This window comes from Nocardia sp. GTS18, assembly GCF_013839555.1.
Taxonomy (GTDB): Bacteria; Actinomycetota; Actinomycetes; order Mycobacteriales; family Mycobacteriaceae; genus Nocardia; species Nocardia rosealba.
Map to the genome: position 1 here is coordinate 36898 of NZ_JACBIU010000018.1, position 21917 is coordinate 58814.

Consider the following 21917-nt stretch of genomic DNA (forward strand, 5'->3'; position numbering starts at 1 on the left):
CCGATAGGCCGCCGCCGCGCGCGGGTGATCGCCGATACGCGCGCGGCGGGGCCGGTCAGGCGGCTTTGCTCGCCGGGACCGGCTCCCAGCGGTAAACGGTGCTCCGGGCGCCGTGGTAGAGCGCGAGGTCGACCGCGTCGAGCACGGCCTGGCGCGGGCCCGAGCGCTGCAACTGCGCACCCGAGATCGCCAGGCGCAGGACGCCGCCGCGCCGGGCCGTGCGGGCCGCGCCCATCACCAGCGCCCGGCACCACCAGGGTTCGGCCCGGAAGCCCTCGCCGATGCCGTACACCCGCGAACGCTGCGCCACATTGTTCTCCAGGTCGAGCATGGTGGTCAGGCCGAGGGCGAGGCGGAAACCCACGTCGGGGAGCGCGGCGAGCGCACCGGCGGAGGCGTCCCAGCGCGGGGCCGCGAACAGCCGGGTGCGCAACTGCACCTGTTCCATCACCCGATCGGCCGCTTTGAGCCGCAGCGTCGCCTCGTGCCGGGGCAGCGTGGCGAATTCGGCCCGCCGCGACTTGGTGGCCGCCTGGTCGTAGCCGTGCAGCACGATGGCGTCACCGGCCAGCCGCCGCCCGCGCAACCACGATTGCGTCGCCGGATCGTCGACCAGCCGGTATTTGCCCTTCAGCCGGGGCGCGACCAGCAACGACAGCCGCACCCCGCGCTGATCCATCAGCTCCGCGAACTCGATCGCGGCATCGCGCGTGGTATCCCGGATTCCCGACACCGAAACGATCAGCTCGCCGTTCATGTGTCAACGATGGCAGCCGGAGGTGACGGCCGCGTGGTTGCGCGATGAACAGTAGCGAGCGTCTATTTGTCGGCCAGGTCCACCGTGTCGAGCACCCAGGCGTACTCGAACGCGACTTCCTTCCACTTCTCGTAGCGGCCGCTCACCCCGCCGTGGCCCGCGCTCATCTCCGTTTTCAGCAGCACTTCGCTGTCACCGGCCTTGGTGGCGCGCAGCTTGGCGACCCACTTGGCCGGCTCCACGTACAGCACACGGGTGTCGTTGAGGCTGGTGATCGCCAGGATCGGCGGATAGTCCTTGGCCTCGACGTTCTCGTACGGCGAGTACGACTTCATGTACTCGTAGACGTCCTTGTCGGCCAACGGATTTCCCCACTCGTCCCACTCGATCACCGTCAGCGGCAGCGACGGATCGAGGATGGAGGTGAGCGGGTCGACGAACGGGACATTGGCCAGGATGCCCGCGAACAGCTCCGGCGCCAGGTTGGCCACCGCGCCCATCAGCAGACCGCCCGCACTGCCGCCGTCGGCGACGAGCCGGTCGGGTGCGGTGGTCCCCGCGTCGACGAGATGGCTTGCGACAGAGACGAAGTCGGTAAAAGTGTTCATCTTCGACAGGGTCTTGCCGTGCTCGTACCAGAGCCGGCCCATCTCGCCGCCGCCGCGCACATGGGCCACCGCGAACACCATGCCGCGATCCAGCAGCGACAGCCGCGACACCGAGAACGACGGATCGATGCTGGCCTCGTAGGAGCCGTACCCGTACAGCAACATCGGCTTGGGCCCGGCGGGCAGATCGCGCCGCTGGATCAGCGAGATCGGGATGCGGGTGCCGTCGGAGGCCACTGCCCAATCACGGTGCTGCTCATAGTCTTCGGCGTTGTAGCCACCGAGCACCGGCTGCTCCTTGCGCAGCAGCAGTTCCCCGGTGGCTGGCACGTAGTCGAACACCTGCATCGGGGTGATGAACGAGGTGACACCCACCCGCAGCGTCGGCTGCTCCCACTCCGGGCTGGATCCCATACCGGCGGAGAACAATTCGAGCCCGAACTCGAGTTCGGTCAGCTCGCCGTAGCCCGCCGGGGTGAGCGGCCACACCGCGAGGCGGGGCAGGGCGCCGCGGCGGTAGCCGAGTACCAGGTGGTCGGCGAAGGCGTCGATGTCCTCGAGCCGCACGTCCTCGCGGTGCCCGATCAGGATCGTCATGTCCGACGGGTCGGTGGCAGGCGCTTCGGCGAGCACGAAGTTCTCCGCCTTCACGCCGTCGACCACGTCGTTGTGCAGGATCAGGAAACGGTCCGCACCCGCGATCACCGCGTGCTCGGCCGAGTACTCCACACCCTCGCGCCGTGGCAGCAGCACGCGGAACTCGCCCTCGGGGTTGTCCGACTCCAGCACCCAGCCCTCGGTGGTGATCTTGGAACCCAGCCAGATCATCAGGTACTTCTCGGAGCGGGTGGCGCCGACGCTCACCCAGTAGCGCTCGTCCGGCTCGTGGAAGACCTTCACGTCGTCGGTGGACGCGGTGCCGACGCGGTGCCGCCACACGGTGTCGGGGCGCCAGGATTCGTCGACCGTTTGATAGAAGATGTGCGTCCCGTCCAGCGACCAGGTGGCCCCCGGTGCGGCGCCGACGACCTCGTCGGGCAGCAGTTCGCCGGTGCGCAGGTCCTTGATGCGCAGGGTGTAGCGCTCGTCGCCGGTGCTGTCGACCGAGTAGGCGAGCAGGTTGCCGTCGTGGCTCAGCGAGAACGCACCGAGTGCGAAGAAGTCGAGCCCCTCGGCGAGCACATTGCTGTCGAGCAGCACCTGCTCACCCTCGATGGAGGTGTCGACCTCGAGTTGCGGCGGCGTCCAGGCGTCGATGCCCTCGGCCTCGGCGTCGATCGGACAGCGGCAGTGCACGCCGTACTGCTTGCCCTCGAAGCTGCGCGAGTAGTACCAGTACTCCCCCAGCCGGGTCGGCACCGACAGGTCCGTTTCCTGGGTGCGCGCCTTGATCTCGTCGAAGATCTTGTCCCGCAGGGGCTGCAGCTGATCGGTGCGCGCCGCGGTGTAGGCGTTCTCGTCCTCCAGGTACGCGATGACCTCGGGATCTTCCTTGTCCCGCAGCCACTCGTACTCGTCGACGAACGTGTCGCCGTGGTGCACCCGTTCGACGGGCACCTTCTTCGCGATCGGCGCCGACACCACCGTCTGATTCTCGCCAGCCATGTGTCCACCGTAGTCGCCACCCCCGACCCCGGCCCGCCAACTCGGCCGTCACCGGGATCCGCCCCGCTCATGGCGGTGAGTATTTCTGCGGATGGCGGCTCGGGGCGGGGTCCGTAACCTGCTCGCATGGGGATTCGCGGGACGGTTCGTTCGCTTGTTGTCGCCGGTGCGCTGCTGCTGGCTTCCGGTTCGGTTGTCGTGGCGCACGCGGTGGCGTGTGCGTGTGGCGGGGTGGTGAGCGGCGACGGCTCGGCGCGGGTGGACAGTGAGACCGCCGTGCTCGGTTGGGACGGGCGGCGCGAAACCATTCTGATGCGGTTGGGGATGCGGTTCACCGGTGCCGATGCGGCGTTGATCGTGCCGACCCCCACGCCTGCCGCGGTGTCGGCGGGTAGTGCGGCTTCGTTCGCCGAGCTGTCGCGGCTGACCGCGCCGGAGGTGGTGGTCGACCGGTACTGGTTCGACAGCGACAGATACGAGTCCTCCGGCGGTGCGCCGGGTTCCGGGCCGCAAGTGCTCGGCCAGGTGCAACTGGGTCCGCTCGAGGCGACAACGCTGCGCGGTGGTGACCTCACCGGTGTGCGGGAATGGTTGTCCGCCAACGGCTATCAACTGCGCCCCGAGGTGAGTGCCACCCTCGACCCGTATCTGCGCGAAGGCTGGTCGTTCGTCGCCATGCGGCTCACCAGCCCCGAACCCCTCGACGGCGCCCTGGACCCGGTGCGCCTCACCTTCGATTCCGATCGCCTCGTCTACCCGATGCGCATGTCGGCGGCGGCGACCACTCCCCAGTCGGTGCACCTCTACGTCTTCGGCGACCACCGCCTGACCCGCACCGACGCCGACACCGAATCCCAGTTCACCACGACCGAATTCGCTTCCCCCGTGGGCGCTCTCACCGACCCCGATCTGATCGCGCTCGCCGCGGGCAAGACCTACCTGACCGAACTGTCGGTCTCCATTCCCCGCCCTGCCACCATCACCACCGACTTCACCTTCGGCCCGGCCGACACCGACACCGCAGTGCGCGACCGCGTAGTCGAGAAGGAGTACGTCGAAATCCTCGGCTTCCCCGCAGGTTACGTCCTTGTCGCCGTGGCACTGTCGATCCTGGCCGTGGCAGGCGGCGCATTGCTGCGCCGCCGCTCGACACGTTAGGCCCCGAGAGCGGGTCCGATGGTGGGCCAGGAGTGGTGCAGGGCGTCCTGCCAGTAACCCCAGGAGTGGGTGCCGACAGGGTGGTAGTCGATGTCGGCCCCGATGCCCGCGGCCGCAAGCCGCTGGCCGAAGGAAGCCATGCAGCCGTTGACGCCGACCTCGATGGGGCCGCCGAGAACGATGTTCTCCGGCAGCTGAGGCTTGAGCTGGGCCTCGTGGTGGCCGGGGATGCCGGTGCCGGTCGACATGTACAGCGCCTTGCCGCGCAGGTTGTCGAGCAGCTGGGCCGGGTCGTGCGCCGCCCATTCGGGACTGCCCGGCGCGCCCCACATATTGAGTGGGTTACCACCGCGGTTGGTGATGGAGAACATCATCGCGCCCGCCGCCATGCCCATGTCGGGGCACGCGCTGTAGCCGGCGACGGCCCGGTAGAGGCCGGGGTTGCGAGCGGCCAGGATGTAGGCCGCGTTGCCGCCCATCGACAGGCCACCGATGGCGTTCACGCCGTTGCCGTCGAAGCGAGCGTCGATCAGGCCCGGCAGTTCACGGGTGAGGAACGTTTCCCACTTGTACCGGCCGAAACGCGGGTCGTCGGCGATCCAGTCGGTGTAGTAGCTGGCCTGCCCGCCCATCGGCAGCACCACGTTCACGTGCTTGCCACGGAAGAACGCCTCGGCGTCGGTGGCATTGGTCCAGGTGCTCTGGCCGATGCCCGGATCGAGGCCGTCGAGCAGGTAGTACGTACCGCGCGCTCCGCCACCCGCCGGGTGCAGAACCTGCAGCTCGATATTGCGCCCCATCGCGGGCGAGGTGACGGTGATCGCGGTGCGGTTCGGGGTGAGCGCACGCTCCCCGACGATGTCCGCGGCCGCGGCGGGTGCGGGCTGCAGAATGCCCGGACCGATGAACGCGATGGCGAATGCCAGCACTGAAGCAGCAACACCTGAACGACGCACGATCTACCCTCCATAACCGCATGCCAATGACAGTCCAAAGTAACCCACCGATGAACACCAAGGAAGCATTCGGCGATTTGGGCGTTTCTTCGGCAAACTTTTGGGTATGTATTGCCCGCTTCGTCCGAAATCGCAGGTCAGCGGGTAAGAGCGCCCCGGATCGAGCCCGCGAGATAATCCAGATCGGCGCGGGCGGGCGAGGTGGGTCGCGCGCGCAGCCCGAAGCCGTCGCCGGGCGTGCGCGGAATGACGTGCAGGTGCACGTGGAACACTTCCTGCCCAGCCGTAACCCCGTCGGCGAGAAAGAAATTCACGCCGTCGGCGGCCACCTCGCTGTCACGCAGAGCCGCCGCGATCCGCTGCCCCACCTGAAACAGCTTGCCGCCCAACACCGGATCGAGTTCGGCAAGGCTCGGCGCGGCCACCTTGGGCACCACGAGCACATGGCCGGGCGTCACGGGACGAATATCCATGAACGCCAGGACATCATCGTCCTCGTACACCTTGGAAGCGGGCGCCCGACCGGCGACGATGTCGGCGAAGATCGTGTACGGATTCATCCGCGCACGGTATCGAAAACGCACGAGAGCCCGCCACCGCCGCCGCAGGGCGGGCAGGGGCGGGCTCACGCGCACGGCTCTACAGAATCGGCGAGGGCGTGTACCGCGCGGCCTCCGGGTTGGCCTCGACCAGCTTCTGCACCTGGGCGATCACCTCGGACACCTGATCGGTGGCCGCGCCGATGAACGCGGACTTGTCGGCCAGCGCCGCGTCGAGGGCGGCGCGGTCGAGCGGCATCCGGTCGTCGGCGGCGAGCCGGTCGAGCAGATCGGGTTCGCGCCCCTGCTCACGCATGGCGAGGGCGACGGCCACCGCGTGCTCCTTGATGACCTCGTGCGCGGTCTCGCGGCCGACACCGGCGCGCACCGCCGCCATCAGGATGCGGGTGGTGGCCAGGAACGGCAGGTACCGGTCGAGCTCGCGCGACACCACCGCCGGGTAGGCACCGAACTCGGCGAGCACGGTCAGGAACGTCTCCATCTGCCCGTCGATGGCGAAGAAGGCATCGGGCAGCGCGACACGACGCACCACCGAGCAGAACACGTCGCCCTCGTTCCACTGCGCGCCCGCCAGCTCCGCGGCCATCGAGCCGTAGCCGCGCAGCACCACCTGCAGACCGTTCACCCGCTCACAGGAGCGGGTGTTCATCTTGTGTGGCATGGCCGAGGACCCGACCTGACCCGGCTGGAATCCCTCGGTGACCAGCTCGTGGCCCGCCATCAGGCGGATCGTGTGCGCGAACGACGACGGCCCGGCACCCAGCTGCACCAGCGCCGAGAGCACGTCGTGGTCGAGCGAGCGCGGGTACACCTGGCCCACGCTGGTGAAGACGTTCTTGAAACCGAGGTGGGTCGCCACCTGCTGCTCGAGGGCGGCGAGCTTGCCCGCGTCGCCGTCGAGCAGGTCGAGCATGTCCTGGGCGGTGCCCATCGGGCCCTTGATGCCGCGCAGCGGGTAGCGGTCGATCAGCTCACGCAGCCGGGTGAGCGCGACGAGCACCTCGTCGGCGGCCGAAGCGAAACGCTTGCCGAGCGTGGTGGCCTGCGCGGCGACATTGTGCGAGCGGCCCGCCATCACCAGCGCCTGATACTCGGCGGCCCGCTCACCGAGCCGCGCGGCGATGGCGACACCGTGGTCGTAGACGTGCTCGAGCGAGAGCCGGATCTGCAGCTGCTCCACGTTCTCGGTGAGGTCGCGGCTGGTCATGCCCTTGTGCACGTGCTCGTGGCCGGCCAGCGCGTTGAACTCCTCGATGCGGGCCTTCACATCGTGGCGGGTGACCCGCTCGCGCTCGGCGATCGAGGCCAGGTCCACGTGATCGATGACCCGCTCGTAGTCCTCGACCACCCCTGCGGGAACGTCGATCCCGAGCTGCGACTGGGCGCGCAGCACCTCGAGCCACAGCTTGCGCTCGAGCACGATCTTGTTCTCGGGCGACCAGAGCGCGACGAGCTCCGGGCTGGCGTATCGGGTGGCGAGGACATTCGGGACGAGGCTCACGAGCACTCAGTCTAGTTGCCTGACCCGTTCGCCCTGCTGGGGCATCATGTTGGGCACCACGGGCGGGGCGACGATGTCGATCATCTCGAGCAAGCCGGCTCGGGCGGGGCGGCGCGGCTCGGGGTGTCCCTCGATCAGCGCGGCGACGACGGCACCGTCGACGACGGCGACGAGCCTGCGTAACTGCTCGGGACGCACCACCCGGTCGGAGCGGCGCAACACATCGGCGAGCAGGTCTTCGAGCTGGGTGCGTAGTCGTAGCTGCACCTCGCGCAGCTCGGGATGCCGCGCGGAGGCGACCGACCGCTCGTAGCGGGCGATCAGTTGCCCACGGGCGTCGAGATCGCTGTCGTCGGGACCGACCAGCAGGTCGAGCACCAGGTCGACGGTCGCCTCGGTACCGCGTCGGCGGTGGCTCACGTCGCCGACGCGGCGGCGCATCGCGTCGAGTTCACGGGCGCCGCTGAACTCGACGGCGCTGGCGATCAGATCTTCCAGTGAGGCGAAGTAGTAGGTGGTGGACGCGAGGGGAAGATCGGCTCTCGAGGCCACCGAACGATGTCGCACGGCGTCGAAGCCGCCTTCGAGCAACAGTTCAGCCGCCGCCGCCACCAGAGCCTGGCGACGTCGTTCGCCTTTCGGAGTCGTCGCGGTGGTCACCGTGCCATCGTGCCAGTCATCATCAGTTCAACCGTGCGCAATCGTCATCGGGGAAACGCTGGGAATTCGGGATATCTGAGTTTTACCGTATCCCGGCACCGATGTGTTCGTACTAGGGAAAGTTGTTGGGGGACATCACCGTTGACAACCGGTCCAGCGCTGCGGAAATGTCGTTTGTGGCGCCTGCGAAGGAAAAGCGAATCGTGCGAAGACCGCGCTCGGTATCGAAGTCGAGTCCCGGTGCCACCGCCACTCCGGTTTCGGCGAGAACCCGTGCGCACCACTCCAGTGAATTACTGGTCAAATGACCGATATCCGCGTAGGCGTAGAAGGCACCGTCGGCGGGTGCCAGATCGGTGATGCCGAGCGCGGGCAAACCCTCGAGCAGCAACGCCCGATTGGTCGCGTACCGCCGCACGTGCCCGTCGAGTTCGTCCTTGGCCTCGGGCCCGAAGGCGTGCACCGCCGCGTACTGCGAGATCGCGGGCGGGCACACCGTCATGTTCGACGCCAGCCGCTGCAACGCGGGGCGTAGGTGCGCGGGCGCGAGCATCCAGCCCAGCCGCCACCCGGTCATCGAGAAGTACTTCGACACCGACCCGATCACCACCGCGTCGCGGGAGAACTCCCACGCCGAGGAGGTCGGCGTGCTCGCGCCCGCGTAGGTGATGCCGTGATAGATCTCGTCGGAGATCAGCAGCGTGCCGTGCGTTTCGCACCAGCGGGCGATGGCGGCCAGCTCCGCCGGGTCGATCATGGTTCCGGTCGGATTCGCCGGGCTCGCCAGCACCAGCCCCGCAGGCGGTTCGGGTAGTGCCTCGAGCATCGCCACCGTCGGCTGGAAGCGGGTCTGCGGGCCGCAGTCCAGCTCGACGACCCGGCAACCGAGGGCGGTGAGCGTGTTGCGGTAGGCCGGGTAGCCCGGCCGGGCCACCACGACGGTGTCGCCCACGTCGAAGGCGGCGAGGAAGATCAGCGTGAACGCGCCCGACGATCCGGTGGTCACCACCACCTCGTCGGGGTGCACGTCGTAGCCGTAGGTCTCGCTGTGATGGCCCGCGATGGCCTCGCGTAGCGGCAGGATCCCGAACGTCTCGGTGTACCCGAGCAGCTCGTGGTCGATCGCCGCACGTGTCGCCCGCAGCACCGGCGCGGGCGCCTGCGTCGACGGCTGCCCCGCCGCGAGTACCAGCACGTCACCGTGCGACCTGGCCCGTTCGGCGGCCGCCTTCCACACGTCCATCACGTAGAAGGGAGGAATGGTCGACCGTAGCGATTCTGTGGACACCCGAGAGACGGTAGATCACCCGATCGCGCGCCTGCACAGATATGGTCGGCACAATGGCTCCGACAGCGAATACGCAGGCACCGACGCCACTGGAAGCGTGGCGCCGGGACAGGGTCGTGGGGGCGGTATGAGGCGGACCGAGGTGGACGGACTCGCGTCGGGTGGGGTGCGCGAGCCTGCCGATGCGGGGCGAGGAGTCGTCGCCGATGCCGTGCCCGGAGCGATGGTCGATCGCGACACCGCGTCCGCCGATGCGAACACCACCGAGGAGGCGCACGGGATCGAGGCCTGCGACGTGCAGGCGAACGGTGATTCCACGCCACGCGGGACAAGGGCGAACGGCGATGTCGTCCCGACGGCGGGCCACGCCGCACGGCCGAGGGCGGGCTCGGACGGCGGTGCCGAGTCGGACAGCGATGAAATGGGGGCTGTCACACCGAACAGGTCGGGTACCTTACATACTCGCCGTTCGACCATGAACGGTCTTGTGCTCCGGGCGAATTGGCGTGAGCATCTACCTGCACAGGTGCCGGTGCGTGATCGGGTGTCGGCGTGGGCCGGCAAGCATCCGGCGCTCGGGGATATCGCGGCTGACCTGCGCCGTGGTGACATTCGGAAAGTGTTCTGGGAGCGGCCTTCTCGGCGGGCGACGGAACTGTGGTCGCGCAGGCCGAGCAGCGAGCGGGTGCGTGCGGTGCTCGTCGAGCGGCGTGTGCTCATCGCGGGCGTCGCGGTGGTCGCGGTGCTCGCGGCTTCGGACGGGCAGTTCGGCGGGCTCGTCGACCGGCCGCTCGCACCGGGTGAGGCCCAGCGGGTCGCCATCGCCTATCCCCCGCAGATCCCACCCAACCCGCAGTCGGTGCGCCGCCTGCTCGTCGCCATCGACAACGGCGAGAAGCGCCGCGAGGCCGCAGTGGTCGCCGCGGCGGCCCGGGCCACCCTGGAACGCGCCAAAGCCGAGGCGGCGGCCGCGTCGTCGGGCCAGTGGCAGGACTGGATGGGCGAACGCGCCCCCGTGGTGCCGGGCGTCATGGTTCCCGGTGCGAGCACCCCGTCGACCGGCGGTTTCAGCCTGCCCGCCAAGGGCCTGTTCACCTCCGGTTTCGGCTCACGCTGGGGCACCATGCACCGCGGCATCGACATCGCGGGCCCCATCGGCAGCCCCATCTACGCCGTCGCCGACGGCACCGTCGTCGAGGCGGGCCCCGCCCAGGGCTTCGGCCTGTGGGTCCGCATCCGCCACGACGACGGAACCATCAGCATCTACGGCCACATGTACGACTTCTTCGTCTCCCCGGGCGAACGCGTCCCCGCGGGCATGCAGATCGCCCGCATCGGCAACCGGGGCGACTCCACCGGCCCCCACCTGCACTTCGAGATAGTCCAGAACGGCCAGCACGTGGACCCGCAGGCCTGGCTGGCCCTGCACGGGCTCAGCCTGACCTGACCGGCTACCGCTTCCGTTCCGGGACTACGACCTCGGTGGCGCCGATATCGGTGCGGAAGTGGCTGCCGGGAAGCTTGATCTTGGCGAGACGGGCGTAGGCGCGTTCGCGGGCCTCGGCCAGGTCCTCGCCGATGCCGACGACGTTGAGGACGCGGCCACCCGCCGAGACCAGGGCCTTGTCCTCGCGCAGGGCCGTGCCCGCGTGCAGGACGAGGGTGTCACCGTCGAGCGCGCCTTCCTCGGCGCCGGTGATCACGTCGCCGGTGCGGGGCCGGGCGGGGTAGTTCTCGGCGGCGAGCACGACCGTGACGGCCGAACCGTCCTTCCAGCGCGGCGGATCGACCTCGGCGAGGCGGCCGGTGGCGGTGGCGTGCAGCAGCTCGGCGAACGGGCTGTCGAGCAGCGCGAGCACCGCCTGGGTCTCGGGATCACCGAAGCGGCAATTGAATTCGACGACGGCGGGACCGTTGGTGCCGATCGCCAGACCGGCGTACAGCAGCCCGGAGAAACCGCTGCCGCGCCGAACCAGTTCGGCCGCAACGGGCTTCACGACCTCGTCGACGATCTCGGTGAGCGTCTCGGCGGGCAGCCACGGCAGCGGGGTGTAGGCGCCCATGCCACCGGTGTTGGGGCCCGCGTCGCCGTCACCGACGCGCTTGTGGTCCTGCGCGGGCAGCAGCGGCACCACGGTCTCGCCGTCGACCAGGCAGAACAGCGAAACCTCCGGCCCGTCGAGGAACGACTCGAGCAGCACCGGATGACCCTGCTCGAGCAGTTCGGCACCGTGATCGCGGGCGGCCCGGCGATCGGCGGTCACCACGACACCCTTGCCCGCGGCGAGACCGTCGTCCTTGACCACCCAGGTGGGGCCGAAACGGTCGAGTGCGGCGTCCAGGTCGGCCGGGGTGTCGACGATCTCGCTGTGCGCCGTCCGCACACCCGCCGCCGCCATCACATCCTTGGCGAACGCCTTGGACCCTTCGATCCGCGCCGCGTCGGCCGACGGACCGAACACGGGGATCCCGGCCGCGCGCACCGCGTCGGCCACACCGAGCACCAGCGGCACCTCCGGCCCGATCACCACCAGGTCGGCCGCGACCTCACCGGCCAGCGCGGCCACGTCCTCGGCCGAGCAGGGATCGACCGGCCGCAGCTCGGCCTGCTGGCCGATACCGGGATTGCCCGGGGCGGCGATCACCGCCGTCACCGACGGATCCCGGCGCAGCGCCAGGACGAGGGCATGTTCACGGGCTCCGGAACCGATGACGAGTACGCGCACCGGAACAGATTAGTCGCGCCGCCGCGCGTCCACTCGCGACCCCCTGATCCCGACATCCGCCCGTCGACCACAGTTCACCCTGGCCGTATCGGGTCGGCTTGGGCCACAATGGATCCAACAGCGGAAGCGGGGGACGATCGTGGGATTGCTCGACGGCATGATGGGCAACGCGGGTCGCATCGACCCCGCCGCCGCCCAGCAGGAATACGCCAAACTGTTCGGCCAGGGCGAGCAGGTGTACGCCGCCTACCTGCTGGTCCGCGACGCCATGCTGTTCACCAACCGGCGCCTCATCATGATCGACAAACAGGGCGTCACCGGCCGCAAGGTGAGCTACCACAGCATCCCGTACCGCTCGATCACCCACTTCGCCGTCGAAACAGCAGGCACCTTCGACCTCGACGCCGAGCTCTACATCTGGCTCAGCGGCAGCCACGAACCGGTCAAGCAGCGATTCAACCGCCAGGTCGACATCTACGAGGTGCAGGGCATCTTGTCCCACTACGTCGCGATCTAACTAGGCTCGCCTGCATGGCATCCGTTTTCAGCGCGATCATCGCAGGTCAGATCCCCGGCCGCTTCGTCTGGGAGGACGACGAATTCGTCGCCTTCCTCACCATCGCCCCCGTCACCCAGGGCCACACCCTCGTGGTGCCCCGCGCCGAGATCGACCAGTGGCAAGACATCGACCCCGACGTGATAGCCCGCCTCATGGCCGTCGCCCAGAAGATCGGCCAGGCCGTCCGCACCGCCTTCGACGCCCCACGCGCCGGCCTCCTCATCGCTGGCCTCGAGGTCCCCCACCTTCACACCCACGTCTTCCCTGCCTACTCCATGGGCGACTTCGACATCTCCGGAGCCGACAACTCCCCCACCCCCGAATCCCTCGACGAAGCCCAGTCCAAGATCAAAGCCGCCCTCCATGATCTGGGCTACGGAGCCAACGTCCCCGCCTGATCGCTACTGGTGCCCGTGCCGACCCACGGGCACCGCCACGGCGATAACTCGGTCGCCGCCGATATGGACACCGTGGATACGGTGGGCGAGCGGCTTTACGTCGCCCGGCCCAGCCGCAACGCTCGCGGGCCGCAGGAGGCTGACAGCGTCGGCCCGTCAACTCGAGGGGTGGTCGGCAATGGAACCGGAATGGGTCGGCACGCGTCTAAAGAGAGCGAGTGGTTCTGTGCGAAGAGGAGAGACGATGCGACTGGTGGGGATCGCCGTGGGGGTGGGCGTTGCGCTCGTGCTCTCCGGGTGTGGGCAGAGTGTGGACGGGCAGCCGGAGGTGAGTGGTGCTCCGTTGACGAAGGAGCAGTTGTTCGATCCGTGTGGGGTGCCGGAGAGTGCGTTGGTCGCGGCGGGAGCCGATCCGGCGTCGAAGGATGACAATCCGTTCTCGGTGCCGAGGGCTGAGTGGAAGGGGTGCGGGTGGAACGCGGGCGATCATTTCATCTCACTGTTCACCACGGCCAATACGATGCAGGAAGTTCGCGCAAACGACTACCTACACGACTTCAAGGACGTGACCGTCGGCGACCGTAAGGCAACCCAGTATCTGCTCGGCACCCGTACGCCTCCGAACCAGTGCGGATTAGCTTTCGAGAGCAGCCAAGGGACAGTTCTGCTACAGGCCAGCAAGTTCATCGACGACAAATCGCCGACCGACCCGTGCACACTCGCAAACGATGCCGCCCCGCATTTCGTGAGTGTCCTGCCCCGGTAAGCGCGAGACAAGGACCTGACGATGGCAGAGTCGAACGTGGTTGCGAACGATTTTCAGACACTCGCGGGCGAAGCGGCCGCCGGTCGTCTCATCATTGAACACGATGCGGCCGAACGCTGCGCGAAATGGTGCGATGACTACATCGCAGATTTACGCTCATTGGCACTCCGCGCACAAGACATGGTGCTCGTGGACTCATTCGGCGACCTGAATTCCGCTACAACTCTTGGTAAGAAGTTCGCAGAACTCGCCAACGGCGGAACTGGCAGTGGCTCGTATACGGATGCGGTAACCAAACACATCGAGATCCTTACCCAAATGGCCGATATGTACCGCAAAGCCGGTGCCGCATTCAAGAACTGCGACGAAGCCTCTCAACTCGCGATCAAGCAGCAGACCAACAAGCTCGACTGACTACTGGGGGAACCATGCCGTTCGTAGCTTTTATGACCGGACTGTCGAATCTGCGCGCGGCCACGGATCGCGTCGGCTCGCTGTTCGATTCCGATATCGCGCCGGCGCAGTCCGAACTGGACGCGCAGGCCGACGGGAACAAGGAGCGGAACCGCATCTACGGCGAGAACCAGGCCCTGGCCTCGGGTTTCTCCGGTGAGTACACCCAGCAGGTCGTGCCGCCGGTGATGGAGACTTTCACCGACATGTCGCATTCCCGCATCATGCAGTTCGTCGAGTCGATCGACATCGGCCAGATGAGTACAAGCATTCAAGGCTGGACCCAGCTGGCCAACGATACGACGGCCAAAGCGACCGCCTTCCACGACAACATCAGCAAGGAGATGGAGCGTGGATGGGCGGGTAGCGCTGCCACTCAGGCACTGGCCAGCACCAAGGCGTATCTCACCGATATCCACAAGGTCGATCAGGCCGCCAAGCTGATCGCCAACAAGATGGACGAGGCGCGGTCGGGCTTTCAGCAGGTGAAGTACTCGGTCCCGCACGAGTCCGACGACCAGGGCGACAGCAAATTGGGAATCCTGGTGTCGGTTCTCTCGCCCGCCACCGGGAAGGTCATCGATAGCGCAAGCGCCGGCCGGGCGGAAGCCGCGCAGGCCGCCGCCCGTGAGGTCATGCGAACCGTCTACCAGCCGGTTGCCCAGCAGTCCGACACCCAGGTCCCCAAGGTGCCGGGACCGTCCAAACCGCAGCAGGACAACCCGGGGAACGGCGATCCCGACGACGGCCCCGGCAGCGGAATCACCAACGGCGACAACAGCAACACCGGTGGAACCCCGGGTACGAACCCGGCAAACACGACCACCGAGCCGGAAGACCCTACAACGACCGAACCGGGCGACGACGAGGACAGCGGCGACGATTCCTCATCGTCGACGGAGGAACCCGCCGCCACGACACCCGAGGACACCACACCGGCCTCCACCCCTGCGACGAACCCAGCCGCAACCACGCCCGCAGGCACCACCCCGAACGGCCTGGGCTCAGGCGGCGGCGCAGGCGCGGGTGCGGGTGCGGGCGGCGGAAGCCCGAGCGTTCCCGGCGCGGGCAGCTCGCTCCCCGGCGCAGGCGGTGCCGCCCCCGGCGCCGGAGCAGGCCAGAAGCTCGCCGCGTCCGCAGGCGGGTCGGCGGGCCGGGCGGGGATGCCCGGCATGGGCGGCATGGGCGCACCGGGCGCGCGCGGTGGCAAGGACGACGAGAACGAACACGGGGCTCCCGACTATCTGCGCGGCGTGCAGGAGGAACTGCTCGGTCCGGACCGGGCGCATGTCCCGCCGGTCATCGGTGGGGACGCATGACCGACAACTGGGAGCTCACCCAGTTCGAATTCTGGGTCGCCTGGGAAACTCTCGGCCACGACCGCATGCCGTGGCCGTTGACCTTCACCGCAGGCGTGGAGACCCAGGCCGAGTTCGACCGTGAATGCCGCATCGCCGCCGATTCCCTCATCGCCAAGATCGGTGACGACGAATCGCTTTACCACGCCCTGCACGCCTTGGCGCATCCGGAGATCCGCATCGAATTGTTCGGTCACCGTTTCGACGGCCGGACCCGCATGGTCCGAGCGTGTGCGACGACCGAGTCCACCATCGGCACCGTCGCGGCTCAACTCCCCGGCCCCGAATACGGCCAGGGCGGCAACATCCTCATCTCCCTGCGCCCCGCCCACGCCGTGACCCAGCGGCTGATCTCCATCCTGCCGACGGTTCCGCCGGGCACAAGCCAGGGTTTCGACCTGCACCGCGACGAATTCACCACCACCCCAGACCCTTACGCCACCCGTCGTACTCCGGCCGAACACGCCCTGGCATTCCTCAAACGCCCGTTCCGCACCTCCGCCGAATTCCGCGTCGACAAGGGTCCCGCCCTGGACGGCTGGCAAGAAGGTGGCACAACACTCCAGGTCATCGACTACACCAACGACGGCCGCTATCTCCTTCGAGACGCGACCCGAGTCTCAGCCCACCCCCTGACCTCCGACCGCCTGAACAACGAGCTCCAAAACCTCATCGCCCGAGCGGCCGCCGATCAAAACCAGTCAGCTTGGTAGGCAGGCACTTTCACTGCGCGGTGTAGCCACCGTCGACGAGGTGATAACTGCCGGTGATGAAACTGGCGGCGTCGCTGGCGAGGAACAGGACCAGGTTGGCGACCTCTTCCGGCGTACCGAGACGGCCGATCGGGTGCTTGTCTTCCAGGAACTTGGTGGTTTCGGGATCGTCGGCCAGTAGCGGGGTGCGGATGTAGCCGGGTCCGACGGCGTTCACGCGGACATTCTGCCTGGCGTATTCGAGGGCACCGTTCTTCGTCAGACCGAGCAGCGCGTGCTTGGCGGTGACATATCCGGCGTATTCGGGATTTCCGACACTGGCGAGGATCGAGGCCATATTCACGATCGCCCCGCCACCGTTCGCCGCGAGCACCGGCAATTGCTCGCGCATTCCGTAGAACACGGAGTCGAGGTTCACCGCCATCACCTTGCGCCACCCCTCGATCGAATAATCACCGATCGCGTTGCGCTCCCCCGTGATTCCCGCATTGTTCACAGCGATCCCCAACGGCAACATCTCCTGCGCGGCCGCCACACTCCTTGCCACGTCCCCCGGATCAGCCGCATCCCCGGCCAGCGCCACCGCAGTCCCCCCCGTTCACCACGATCTCGTCGGCAACCTCCCGCGCCGCCCCCTCGTTCAGATCGAACACCACCACCGACGCCCCGTTCCCTGCCAACCCGAGCGCCACCGCCCGCCCGATCCCCGACCCCGCCCCACTCACCACAGCCGACCGATGCCCCACCTCGTAAACAGCCACGCCGATCCTCCATCCCGTTGCTACCGCACCGATGAATCAGGACGAACTAACCGTTTCAGAGTAATCAGAAGGTCGGCCCGACGGCAGTGTAGAAGTAATGCGTTCCCTCCCGAAGTGAGAGGATCCAGCGCGAGCTCCCCGAATCCGCCTGTTACTCAGGCCATCCTGGTTCGGGTGGCAATTCTGGAAGCGCCGCAGGTTGCCTGAAGGGTTGCGGGTTGCGCAGCTCCGGAGGCACTGGGTTCTCAACTGTGGCGCAAGGGTCGCTGGCCGCGCGCGTGGACCACTTCTCGGTGATGGTGGTGTCGCGCAGCACCCATCCTTCGAAAACATCGTCGGTGGGGTATCGCGCGGGCCCGGACAGCGTCGCCACCACCGCTGGTCTGTCGGTAGCCCGCCTGAAGTCCAGCGTTGTCCAGTGTGGATTGAGGGCGTTCGCACCGAACGGCTGAAATTCGCGGGGCCCCCGCTGAGTCACCACCGCGTCGGCCCAGGTACAGACCCCCGCACGCCAACCACCGTCGGGTTGCTGATCGAGGTCGACGAAATGCGCATACATTGTCCCGAAAGCTGGTCGATCAGCGGCGATGACTTCATGTCCGAACTTTCCGAAATACAAAGTCGTGCTGGTCTCGGCATTATCGAAAAATACCCGAAATCCCGGATACGTTGTGTCGGCAACACCTTCGTGCAGGAAGGTTGTGTTGGTCGCCCATGCGACAAACGACGATTCAACGAATCCCCGGACAACTGCAGCGGGTGCGGACCGCACCTCGATACCCGGATCTGCCGACCAGCGAAAACTGACATGAAGATACTCGGGCAATCGGTAAGGCTCCGCATCCTTCGGTGAACAGCCGGCGCACGTACCGACGAGAACTACCGCGGCGGCGCCCCACACTCGCGCCCACCCCATCACCGAGTCCCGCTCTCGCGGGGATCCTTCCCGTTGTCCCACTGAGCTTCGTACTGTACGAGACCGAGGAGAAAACGCATCATCGCACCATTGAACTCGACCAAATTCGTCTCGGGGGAATCTCCGTTCATCCGGCCGATGTCCTCGTACGACTTCAGTTTCCCTGTTGCCGGATCGAAGAATTGCCCGACGTCGGGGTCGTTACGATAGTCCGGTTGTCCGGATGCGAGCGACATCCCCTGCAACACGTTGTAGTAGCGCTCGGACGAGTTCCCCTCCGCGCTGATGTCGGCTTGTGGTCCGATCTCGGGCACCGATCCGAGGAGCCACGAACGCACGTGGGGAGAAGTCATCTTCCATGCCAATTCGGTACTGTCGTCGCCGATAATCGGCAATCGCTTGCCCGCAAAGGCGGTTCCCTCACGCACAGAATCGAACAACGCCTGCTTTTCCTTGAGCGCCTCGGCCTGGTCCTTGATACGGGTGTCCAACTCGAGTTGCATCCCGACCTGGGCTCCCTGATCGATCTTGCCTGCCCACATGCCAAGCGCCGAGTCCTGACCACCGCTCAGCCCGAACTGCTGATTCAGCTGCGAAATCGCAGCATAGGCCGAGGTGTTGAAATTCACGGCCGTTTGGGGATTGGAATCCATCACCGCGAAGATATTGTTCACCTGATCCTGACCGAGTGCACTGAATCCACCGGTCTGCAGTAGTTCGGGTCGGACGCCGACCATATTCGGGATGTAGTTCGACATCAGATCGCCGAGCGCCCCGGTAATCTTGGGATTCGCCGAGCCGATCGACTCGACACTGCCGTCTATATGCAGCAGCTGATCCTTGTGGGAGCCTATGTATTCGGCAATTTCCCCGGCCGAGGCCCCCGCTTGCGAATTCAGATGCTGGTCATCCGACATCGCATGCGCATCGATGCCCTGCAACACGGCGGTGAGTCCCTGTTCTTGGCCCGCCCAGTTGTTGTCGAGCAATGCGCCGATGTGCTGTTGTGCATCGTAAGTCTGCCCCGGAGACACAGTTGCGGACATATTGTCGCCGGTCAGGAAGTCGTGAACCGCCTGATGGTCGCCCGATGCCGCCTCCAGCATCCGACTGGCGAGCTTGTCCGGATTGTCAGCGGTGATTCCGGTTTCGCCGACGGTGTTTGCCCCGCCCACGATTTCCGCCGCCTGTTTCAGAACACCCCGGTCCAGATCGCTGCCTTGTGCGAGACCGTCGTCGCCGCGGTTCATCAACTCGGCGAGCGTGGTGAAATCATCGGCTCGGGGCACGGTGTCGCCGAGGTCGACGGGATTGCCGTGGCCGGAATCGCCCGGTTTGCCCTTCTGCAGCGGGCTCTCGGTGAGCAGTGTGCGGATCGGGGCCGGCAGCTGGGTCATGCCGCCGCGATCGGCAACCTGAGCGGTATCACCCACCATGCCCATTGTGGTGACCTGTGGGTTCGACATGAGCTGCAGTGCGTTGGCGACACCGGCGCTGACGGTGTTCTGCTGGTCCTCGGGCAACCCCGCACCGATCGCCGCGATCTGTTCGACGCTCTTGCCGTCCATCGAGCGCATCAGTTGCTGCAGGTAATCGTACTGTTCTTGGGGTAGATCCACCGGTCGCCCAGCGAGCAGGTCGGCACGCTGCTGCTCAGTGAGGGTGGTGGCGAGGGTCAACCGCTCGAGTTCCTCCGGCGTAGCTTTCCCACTCATGAAGTCCGCGAGGTCGCGTTCGGCGGTGGTCGGGTTGAGGCCCGCCGACTCGGGCGCCAGCGTGGCAATCGCGGTGAGAGCGGTACGGATGGCCTGTGCGCATGCCTCATCCGCCCAGCCGAGCTCGGCGGCGAGACGCTGCAACGACACCGTCTGATTGGCCGCTTCGTTGGCACGGACCGCATCGGGTGCGGCATTGGTCAGCGTTTCTGAGACATCCCACTGCTCGTGCACAGTGAAACTGTCCGCCTCGAGGTCTCGGACGGTTGTCTTCAGGCTCTGCACGATCGGCGCCATCGCCGCTTGCCCGGTGCGGCATGCGGCGGCCAGGTCGTCGAATGCGCTTGCCAGAACGCGCATCTGGGTCTGCTCGCGATCGGCGCGGGTCGCGGCGGCGGTGTACGCCTCGCCCGACCAGTCGAGCCCCGCGATCGTCGTGTACATCTTCGACGCGGCGGTGACGAGCCCTTGGCTGATCGAATCAGCTTGTCGCGCCGGGTAATCGAGGTCGATATTCCAGTACATGACTTGTGAACGGGTAGGCGCCATGTCAGCGCACTCCCGCGTTGAGGTCGCCTAGCGCACTCAGCCGGGTCGCGGTGTCGATATCAGTTTCCCGATAGGCGTCGGCGCTGTGCCGCAGCACGCTGGCGAGCTCGCTGTACCGTCCGGACACCACACGCAGGGCCTTGGTGCGGGCTGATTCGAGTTTGTCGAGTTCGGGACCGGTGAGCGAGCCCTGCATGAACGACCCGAGCGTTCCGAGCACCCCACCACCCGCATCGAAGGCTGGTAAGCGCCCGACATCACCGACGACTTCGTCGATGGTCCCCGCCGCCGTCCTGAGTTCTTCTGGTGAGACCTGCACGCAACCCCCCGTTGCCACTGAATTCGGTCGAGCCTGGTGTTGGATGCTAGGCGCGAATCACCGCTCGGTAGAGGGGCCGATGGGGGTGTTCACCAGAGATTCTTCTCCTGGCCACGGCCGGTGAAAGGTTGCGGAGAAATAGAAGAACCCGACCTGATTCACAAGTCGGGTTTCTCGGAGCCCCCTGTCAGGATTGAACTGACGACCTTCGCTTTACAAGAGCGGTGCTCTACCACTGAGCTAAGGAGGCGGGTACTGATGTGCCCCGGAGGGCAGCGACCATCATAGCCGGACACGTCCGCCGCGTGACACCGAGTTCGGTGTCACGCGGGGACGCCCAGCGAGCGGTCCCGGCGCAGTATTCGGAAGGTACCGGTCAGGACTGGGCGCGGGCGGCGTCGTCGGCGGCCATGGCGTCGCGCAGGCTCTTGGGACGCATGTCGGTCCAGTTCTTCTCGACGTACTCGACGCACGCGGCCCGGCTTTCTTCGCCGAACACGACGCGCCAACCCGCCGGGACCTCCGCGAACGCGGGCCACAGGGAGTGCTGCTCTTCATCGTTGACCAGAACGAAGAAGCGGCCGTCCTCGTCGTCGAAGGGGTTGGTGCTCATTTCACCTCACTGGATACTGGCGCTGTGTACGGGATCGCTGAGGCTGGCAAGCCCCGAGCGTTGTGTCGACCCTAGCAAGCCATACGTTACGCGTAGGCGGTTACCTCAGCTCGCGAAGAAATCGAGCAGGATCTTGTTCACGGCCTCGGGCCGTTCGAGGTAGCCGAAATGACCCGCGTCGGGGATTTCCTGGTACCGGGCGCCGGGGATGGCCTCGGCGACCTCGCGCGACAGGTACGGGGGAATCATGCGGTCGTCGGCGAAACCGATCGCCAGGCAGGGCACGGTGATCGCGCGGTAGGCGGCCACACGGTCGAAGTCGTGGTCCATGGCGCGCTGGGCGCGAATGCCCGCGGTGGCCGGTCCACCGGTGAATTCGAACAGGTCGAGCCAGTCGCGGGCGGCGTTGCGGTCGGCCATGGTGGCGGGCGACAGGTTCATCACCGCCGTGACGGCGGCCTCGAACTTGGCGGGCAGTTGCACGCCCGAGGCGTCGAGGTCCTGCTCACCGGCCGACAGGGTCTTCTGGAACTGGTCGAGACGGCCGTGACCGGCCATGAACACGGCCTTGCGCACGAGATCGGGGCGGGCGAGCGCCAGTTCCTGGGCCACCCGCGCGCCCATCGACGTGCCTGCGACCAGCGCGGGGCCCTCGTCGAGGAGTTCGATGAGCGCGGCGGTGTCGGCGACCAGTTCCTCGATGCGCATACCGCCCGCGGCCTCGTAGGACGGCGCGATGCCGCGGTTGTCGAAGGTGCACACCCGGTATCCGGCCGCGACCAGCGCGGGCACCTGGTGCAGCTCCCAGACGCGTCCGGGCGAACCGGTTCCCATGATCAACACCACCAGCGGACCGCCGCCCTTGACGTCGGTGCCCTTGGTACGGTCGCCCTTGACCTGATAGTTCAGTGCGATGCCGTTCACCGTGGCCAGTGGCATGGGGAAACCTTTCGGTCGGGTTGACGAACCAATCCACGG

The 21917-nt window shown here is 67.0% G+C and carries 23 protein-coding genes and 1 tRNA gene; 8 read left to right on the plus strand and 16 right to left on the minus strand.

The features are described from left to right. Positions 1 to 55: 55 nt before the first annotated feature. Both HYG95_RS15980 and HYG95_RS15985 read right to left on the minus strand, forming a co-directional pair. Positions 56 to 757, minus strand: coding sequence for a DUF2334 domain-containing protein (locus tag HYG95_RS15980; protein WP_067640755.1), 702 nt, complete (start codon positions 755 to 757; stop codon positions 56 to 58). A 62-nt stretch (positions 758 to 819) separates the two neighbouring features. After that, on the minus strand, positions 820 to 2970 hold the full coding sequence (locus HYG95_RS15985; protein WP_181698719.1) for a S9 family peptidase: 2151 nt from the start codon (positions 2968 to 2970) through the stop codon (positions 820 to 822). Between the two features lie 126 nt (positions 2971 to 3096). On the opposite strand from HYG95_RS15985, the gene HYG95_RS15990 reads away from it, so the two are divergent. Beyond that, positions 3097 to 4128 carry a DUF2330 domain-containing protein gene (locus tag HYG95_RS15990; RefSeq protein WP_181698720.1) on the plus strand — a complete coding sequence of 344 codons (1032 nt, stop codon included), beginning with the start codon at positions 3097 to 3099 and terminating at the stop codon, positions 4126 to 4128. On the opposite strand, the gene HYG95_RS15995 is transcribed toward HYG95_RS15990, so the two are convergent. The 5 genes from HYG95_RS15995 to HYG95_RS16015 form a co-directional block, all read right to left on the minus strand. Continuing rightward, a complete protein-coding gene (locus HYG95_RS15995; protein WP_181698721.1) occupies positions 4125 to 5057 on the minus strand; it encodes an alpha/beta hydrolase family protein in 933 nt (310 codons plus the stop codon). The two genes, HYG95_RS15990 and HYG95_RS15995, sit on opposite strands and share 4 nt — an antisense overlap. Before the next feature lie 164 nt (positions 5058 to 5221). Then, positions 5222 to 5644: an HIT family protein gene (locus HYG95_RS16000; protein ID WP_181698722.1), complete on the minus strand. Its 423-nt coding sequence runs from the start codon at positions 5642 to 5644 to the stop codon at positions 5222 to 5224. Between the two features lie 79 nt (positions 5645 to 5723). Further along, the gene (gene purB / locus HYG95_RS16005) at positions 5724 to 7145 is read right to left on the minus strand and encodes an adenylosuccinate lyase (protein WP_181698723.1); all 1422 of its coding nucleotides are present in this window, start codon (positions 7143 to 7145) and stop codon (positions 5724 to 5726) included. A gap of 6 nt (positions 7146 to 7151) precedes the next feature. After that, positions 7152 to 7805 (minus strand): TetR/AcrR family transcriptional regulator, encoded by a 654-nt coding sequence (locus HYG95_RS16010; protein WP_067492301.1) that lies wholly within the window; start codon positions 7803 to 7805, stop codon positions 7152 to 7154. A gap of 112 nt (positions 7806 to 7917) precedes the next feature. Beyond that, a complete protein-coding gene (locus HYG95_RS16015; protein WP_133733948.1) occupies positions 7918 to 9093 on the minus strand; it encodes a pyridoxal phosphate-dependent aminotransferase in 1176 nt (391 codons plus the stop codon). A gap of 127 nt (positions 9094 to 9220) precedes the next feature. On the opposite strand from HYG95_RS16015, the gene HYG95_RS16020 reads away from it, so the two are divergent. Continuing rightward, the gene (locus HYG95_RS16020; RefSeq protein WP_370465817.1) at positions 9221 to 10540 is read left to right on the plus strand and encodes a M23 family metallopeptidase; all 1320 of its coding nucleotides are present in this window, start codon (positions 9221 to 9223) and stop codon (positions 10538 to 10540) included. Positions 10541 to 10544: 4 nt separating this feature from the next. Here the strand turns inward: HYG95_RS16020 and purD are convergent, their stop codons facing one another. After that, positions 10545 to 11819 (minus strand): phosphoribosylamine--glycine ligase, encoded by a 1275-nt coding sequence (purD, locus tag HYG95_RS16025; protein WP_181698724.1) that lies wholly within the window; start codon positions 11817 to 11819, stop codon positions 10545 to 10547. A gap of 157 nt (positions 11820 to 11976) precedes the next feature. On the opposite strand from purD, the gene HYG95_RS16030 reads away from it, so the two are divergent. From HYG95_RS16030 to HYG95_RS16055, 6 genes are all read left to right on the plus strand, one after another. Continuing rightward, a complete protein-coding gene (locus tag HYG95_RS16030) occupies positions 11977 to 12336 on the plus strand; it encodes a PH domain-containing protein (RefSeq protein ID WP_067492299.1) in 360 nt (119 codons plus the stop codon). Between the two features lie 14 nt (positions 12337 to 12350). Beyond that, a complete protein-coding gene (locus HYG95_RS16035; protein ID WP_181698725.1) occupies positions 12351 to 12776 on the plus strand; it encodes an HIT family protein in 426 nt (141 codons plus the stop codon). A 244-nt stretch (positions 12777 to 13020) separates the two neighbouring features. After that, positions 13021 to 13542, plus strand: a complete 522-nt coding sequence (locus tag HYG95_RS16040) for a DUF3558 domain-containing protein (protein ID WP_181698726.1) — start codon at positions 13021 to 13023, stop codon at positions 13540 to 13542. Between the two features lie 21 nt (positions 13543 to 13563). Continuing rightward, positions 13564 to 13956: a hypothetical protein gene (locus HYG95_RS16045; protein WP_181698727.1), complete on the plus strand. Its 393-nt coding sequence runs from the start codon at positions 13564 to 13566 to the stop codon at positions 13954 to 13956. A gap of 32 nt (positions 13957 to 13988) precedes the next feature. Next, positions 13989 to 15314 (plus strand): hypothetical protein, encoded by a 1326-nt coding sequence (locus HYG95_RS16050; protein WP_181698728.1) that lies wholly within the window; start codon positions 13989 to 13991, stop codon positions 15312 to 15314. Then, positions 15311 to 16066 (plus strand): ESX secretion-associated protein EspG, encoded by a 756-nt coding sequence (locus HYG95_RS16055; protein ID WP_181698729.1) that lies wholly within the window; start codon positions 15311 to 15313, stop codon positions 16064 to 16066. The genes HYG95_RS16050 and HYG95_RS16055 overlap by 4 nt, the downstream gene beginning before the upstream one ends. A gap of 10 nt (positions 16067 to 16076) precedes the next feature. On the opposite strand, the gene HYG95_RS16060 is transcribed toward HYG95_RS16055, so the two are convergent. The 8 genes from HYG95_RS16060 to HYG95_RS16090 all read right to left on the minus strand — a co-directional run bounded on the left by HYG95_RS16060 (position 16077) and on the right by HYG95_RS16090 (position 21878). Continuing rightward, entirely contained in the window at positions 16077 to 16613 is a 537-nt protein-coding gene (locus HYG95_RS16060) for an SDR family NAD(P)-dependent oxidoreductase (protein WP_370465818.1), read from the minus strand. 10 nt (positions 16614 to 16623) lie between these two features. Beyond that, on the minus strand, positions 16624 to 16827 hold the full coding sequence (locus HYG95_RS25180) for an SDR family NAD(P)-dependent oxidoreductase (protein WP_370465819.1): 204 nt from the start codon (positions 16825 to 16827) through the stop codon (positions 16624 to 16626). Between the two features lie 151 nt (positions 16828 to 16978). Continuing rightward, positions 16979 to 17653 (minus strand): hypothetical protein, encoded by a 675-nt coding sequence (locus HYG95_RS16065; protein WP_181698730.1) that lies wholly within the window; start codon positions 17651 to 17653, stop codon positions 16979 to 16981. A gap of 89 nt (positions 17654 to 17742) precedes the next feature. Next, positions 17743 to 19983 carry a hypothetical protein gene (locus tag HYG95_RS16070; RefSeq protein ID WP_181698731.1) on the minus strand — a complete coding sequence of 747 codons (2241 nt, stop codon included), beginning with the start codon at positions 19981 to 19983 and terminating at the stop codon, positions 17743 to 17745. Between the two features lie 25 nt (positions 19984 to 20008). After that, positions 20009 to 20326, minus strand: coding sequence for a type VII secretion target (locus HYG95_RS16075; RefSeq protein ID WP_181698732.1), 318 nt, complete (start codon positions 20324 to 20326; stop codon positions 20009 to 20011). A 178-nt stretch (positions 20327 to 20504) separates the two neighbouring features. Continuing rightward, a tRNA-Thr gene (locus HYG95_RS16080) sits at positions 20505 to 20576 on the minus strand. A 126-nt stretch (positions 20577 to 20702) separates the two neighbouring features. Beyond that, the gene (locus tag HYG95_RS16085) at positions 20703 to 20939 is read right to left on the minus strand and encodes an MbtH family protein (protein ID WP_022565839.1); all 237 of its coding nucleotides are present in this window, start codon (positions 20937 to 20939) and stop codon (positions 20703 to 20705) included. Between the two features lie 105 nt (positions 20940 to 21044). Then, positions 21045 to 21878 (minus strand): alpha/beta fold hydrolase, encoded by an 834-nt coding sequence (locus tag HYG95_RS16090; RefSeq protein ID WP_067640735.1) that lies wholly within the window; start codon positions 21876 to 21878, stop codon positions 21045 to 21047. Positions 21879 to 21917 lie beyond the last annotated feature (39 nt).

Excerpts from the sequence above, each read along its gene's own strand:
- HYG95_RS15980 (WP_067640755.1), bottom strand. The coding sequence starts at position 757 with ATGAACGGCGAGCTGATCGTTTCGGTGTCGGGAATCCGGGATACCACG.
- HYG95_RS15985 (WP_181698719.1), bottom strand. The coding sequence starts at position 2,970 with ATGGCTGGCGAGAATCAGACGGTGGTGTCGGCGCCGATCGCGAAGAAG.
- HYG95_RS15990 (WP_181698720.1), top strand. The coding sequence starts at position 3,097 with ATGGGGATTCGCGGGACGGTTCGTTCGCTTGTTGTCGCCGGTGCGCTG.
- HYG95_RS16000 (WP_181698722.1), bottom strand. The coding sequence starts at position 5,644 with ATGAATCCGTACACGATCTTCGCCGACATCGTCGCCGGTCGGGCGCCC.
- HYG95_RS16020 (WP_370465817.1), top strand. The coding sequence starts at position 9,221 with ATGAGGCGGACCGAGGTGGACGGACTCGCGTCGGGTGGGGTGCGCGAG.
- HYG95_RS16030 (WP_067492299.1), top strand. The coding sequence starts at position 11,977 with ATGATGGGCAACGCGGGTCGCATCGACCCCGCCGCCGCCCAGCAGGAA.
- HYG95_RS16035 (WP_181698725.1), top strand. The coding sequence starts at position 12,351 with ATGGCATCCGTTTTCAGCGCGATCATCGCAGGTCAGATCCCCGGCCGC.
- HYG95_RS16040 (WP_181698726.1), top strand. The coding sequence starts at position 13,021 with ATGCGACTGGTGGGGATCGCCGTGGGGGTGGGCGTTGCGCTCGTGCTC.
- HYG95_RS16045 (WP_181698727.1), top strand. The coding sequence starts at position 13,564 with ATGGCAGAGTCGAACGTGGTTGCGAACGATTTTCAGACACTCGCGGGC.
- HYG95_RS16050 (WP_181698728.1), top strand. The coding sequence starts at position 13,989 with ATGACCGGACTGTCGAATCTGCGCGCGGCCACGGATCGCGTCGGCTCG.
- HYG95_RS16055 (WP_181698729.1), top strand. The coding sequence starts at position 15,311 with ATGACCGACAACTGGGAGCTCACCCAGTTCGAATTCTGGGTCGCCTGG.
- HYG95_RS16070 (WP_181698731.1), bottom strand. The coding sequence starts at position 19,983 with ATGTACTGGAATATCGACCTCGATTACCCGGCGCGACAAGCTGATTCG.
- HYG95_RS16085 (WP_022565839.1), bottom strand. The coding sequence starts at position 20,939 with ATGAGCACCAACCCCTTCGACGACGAGGACGGCCGCTTCTTCGTTCTG.
- HYG95_RS16090 (WP_067640735.1), bottom strand. The coding sequence starts at position 21,878 with ATGCCACTGGCCACGGTGAACGGCATCGCACTGAACTATCAGGTCAAG.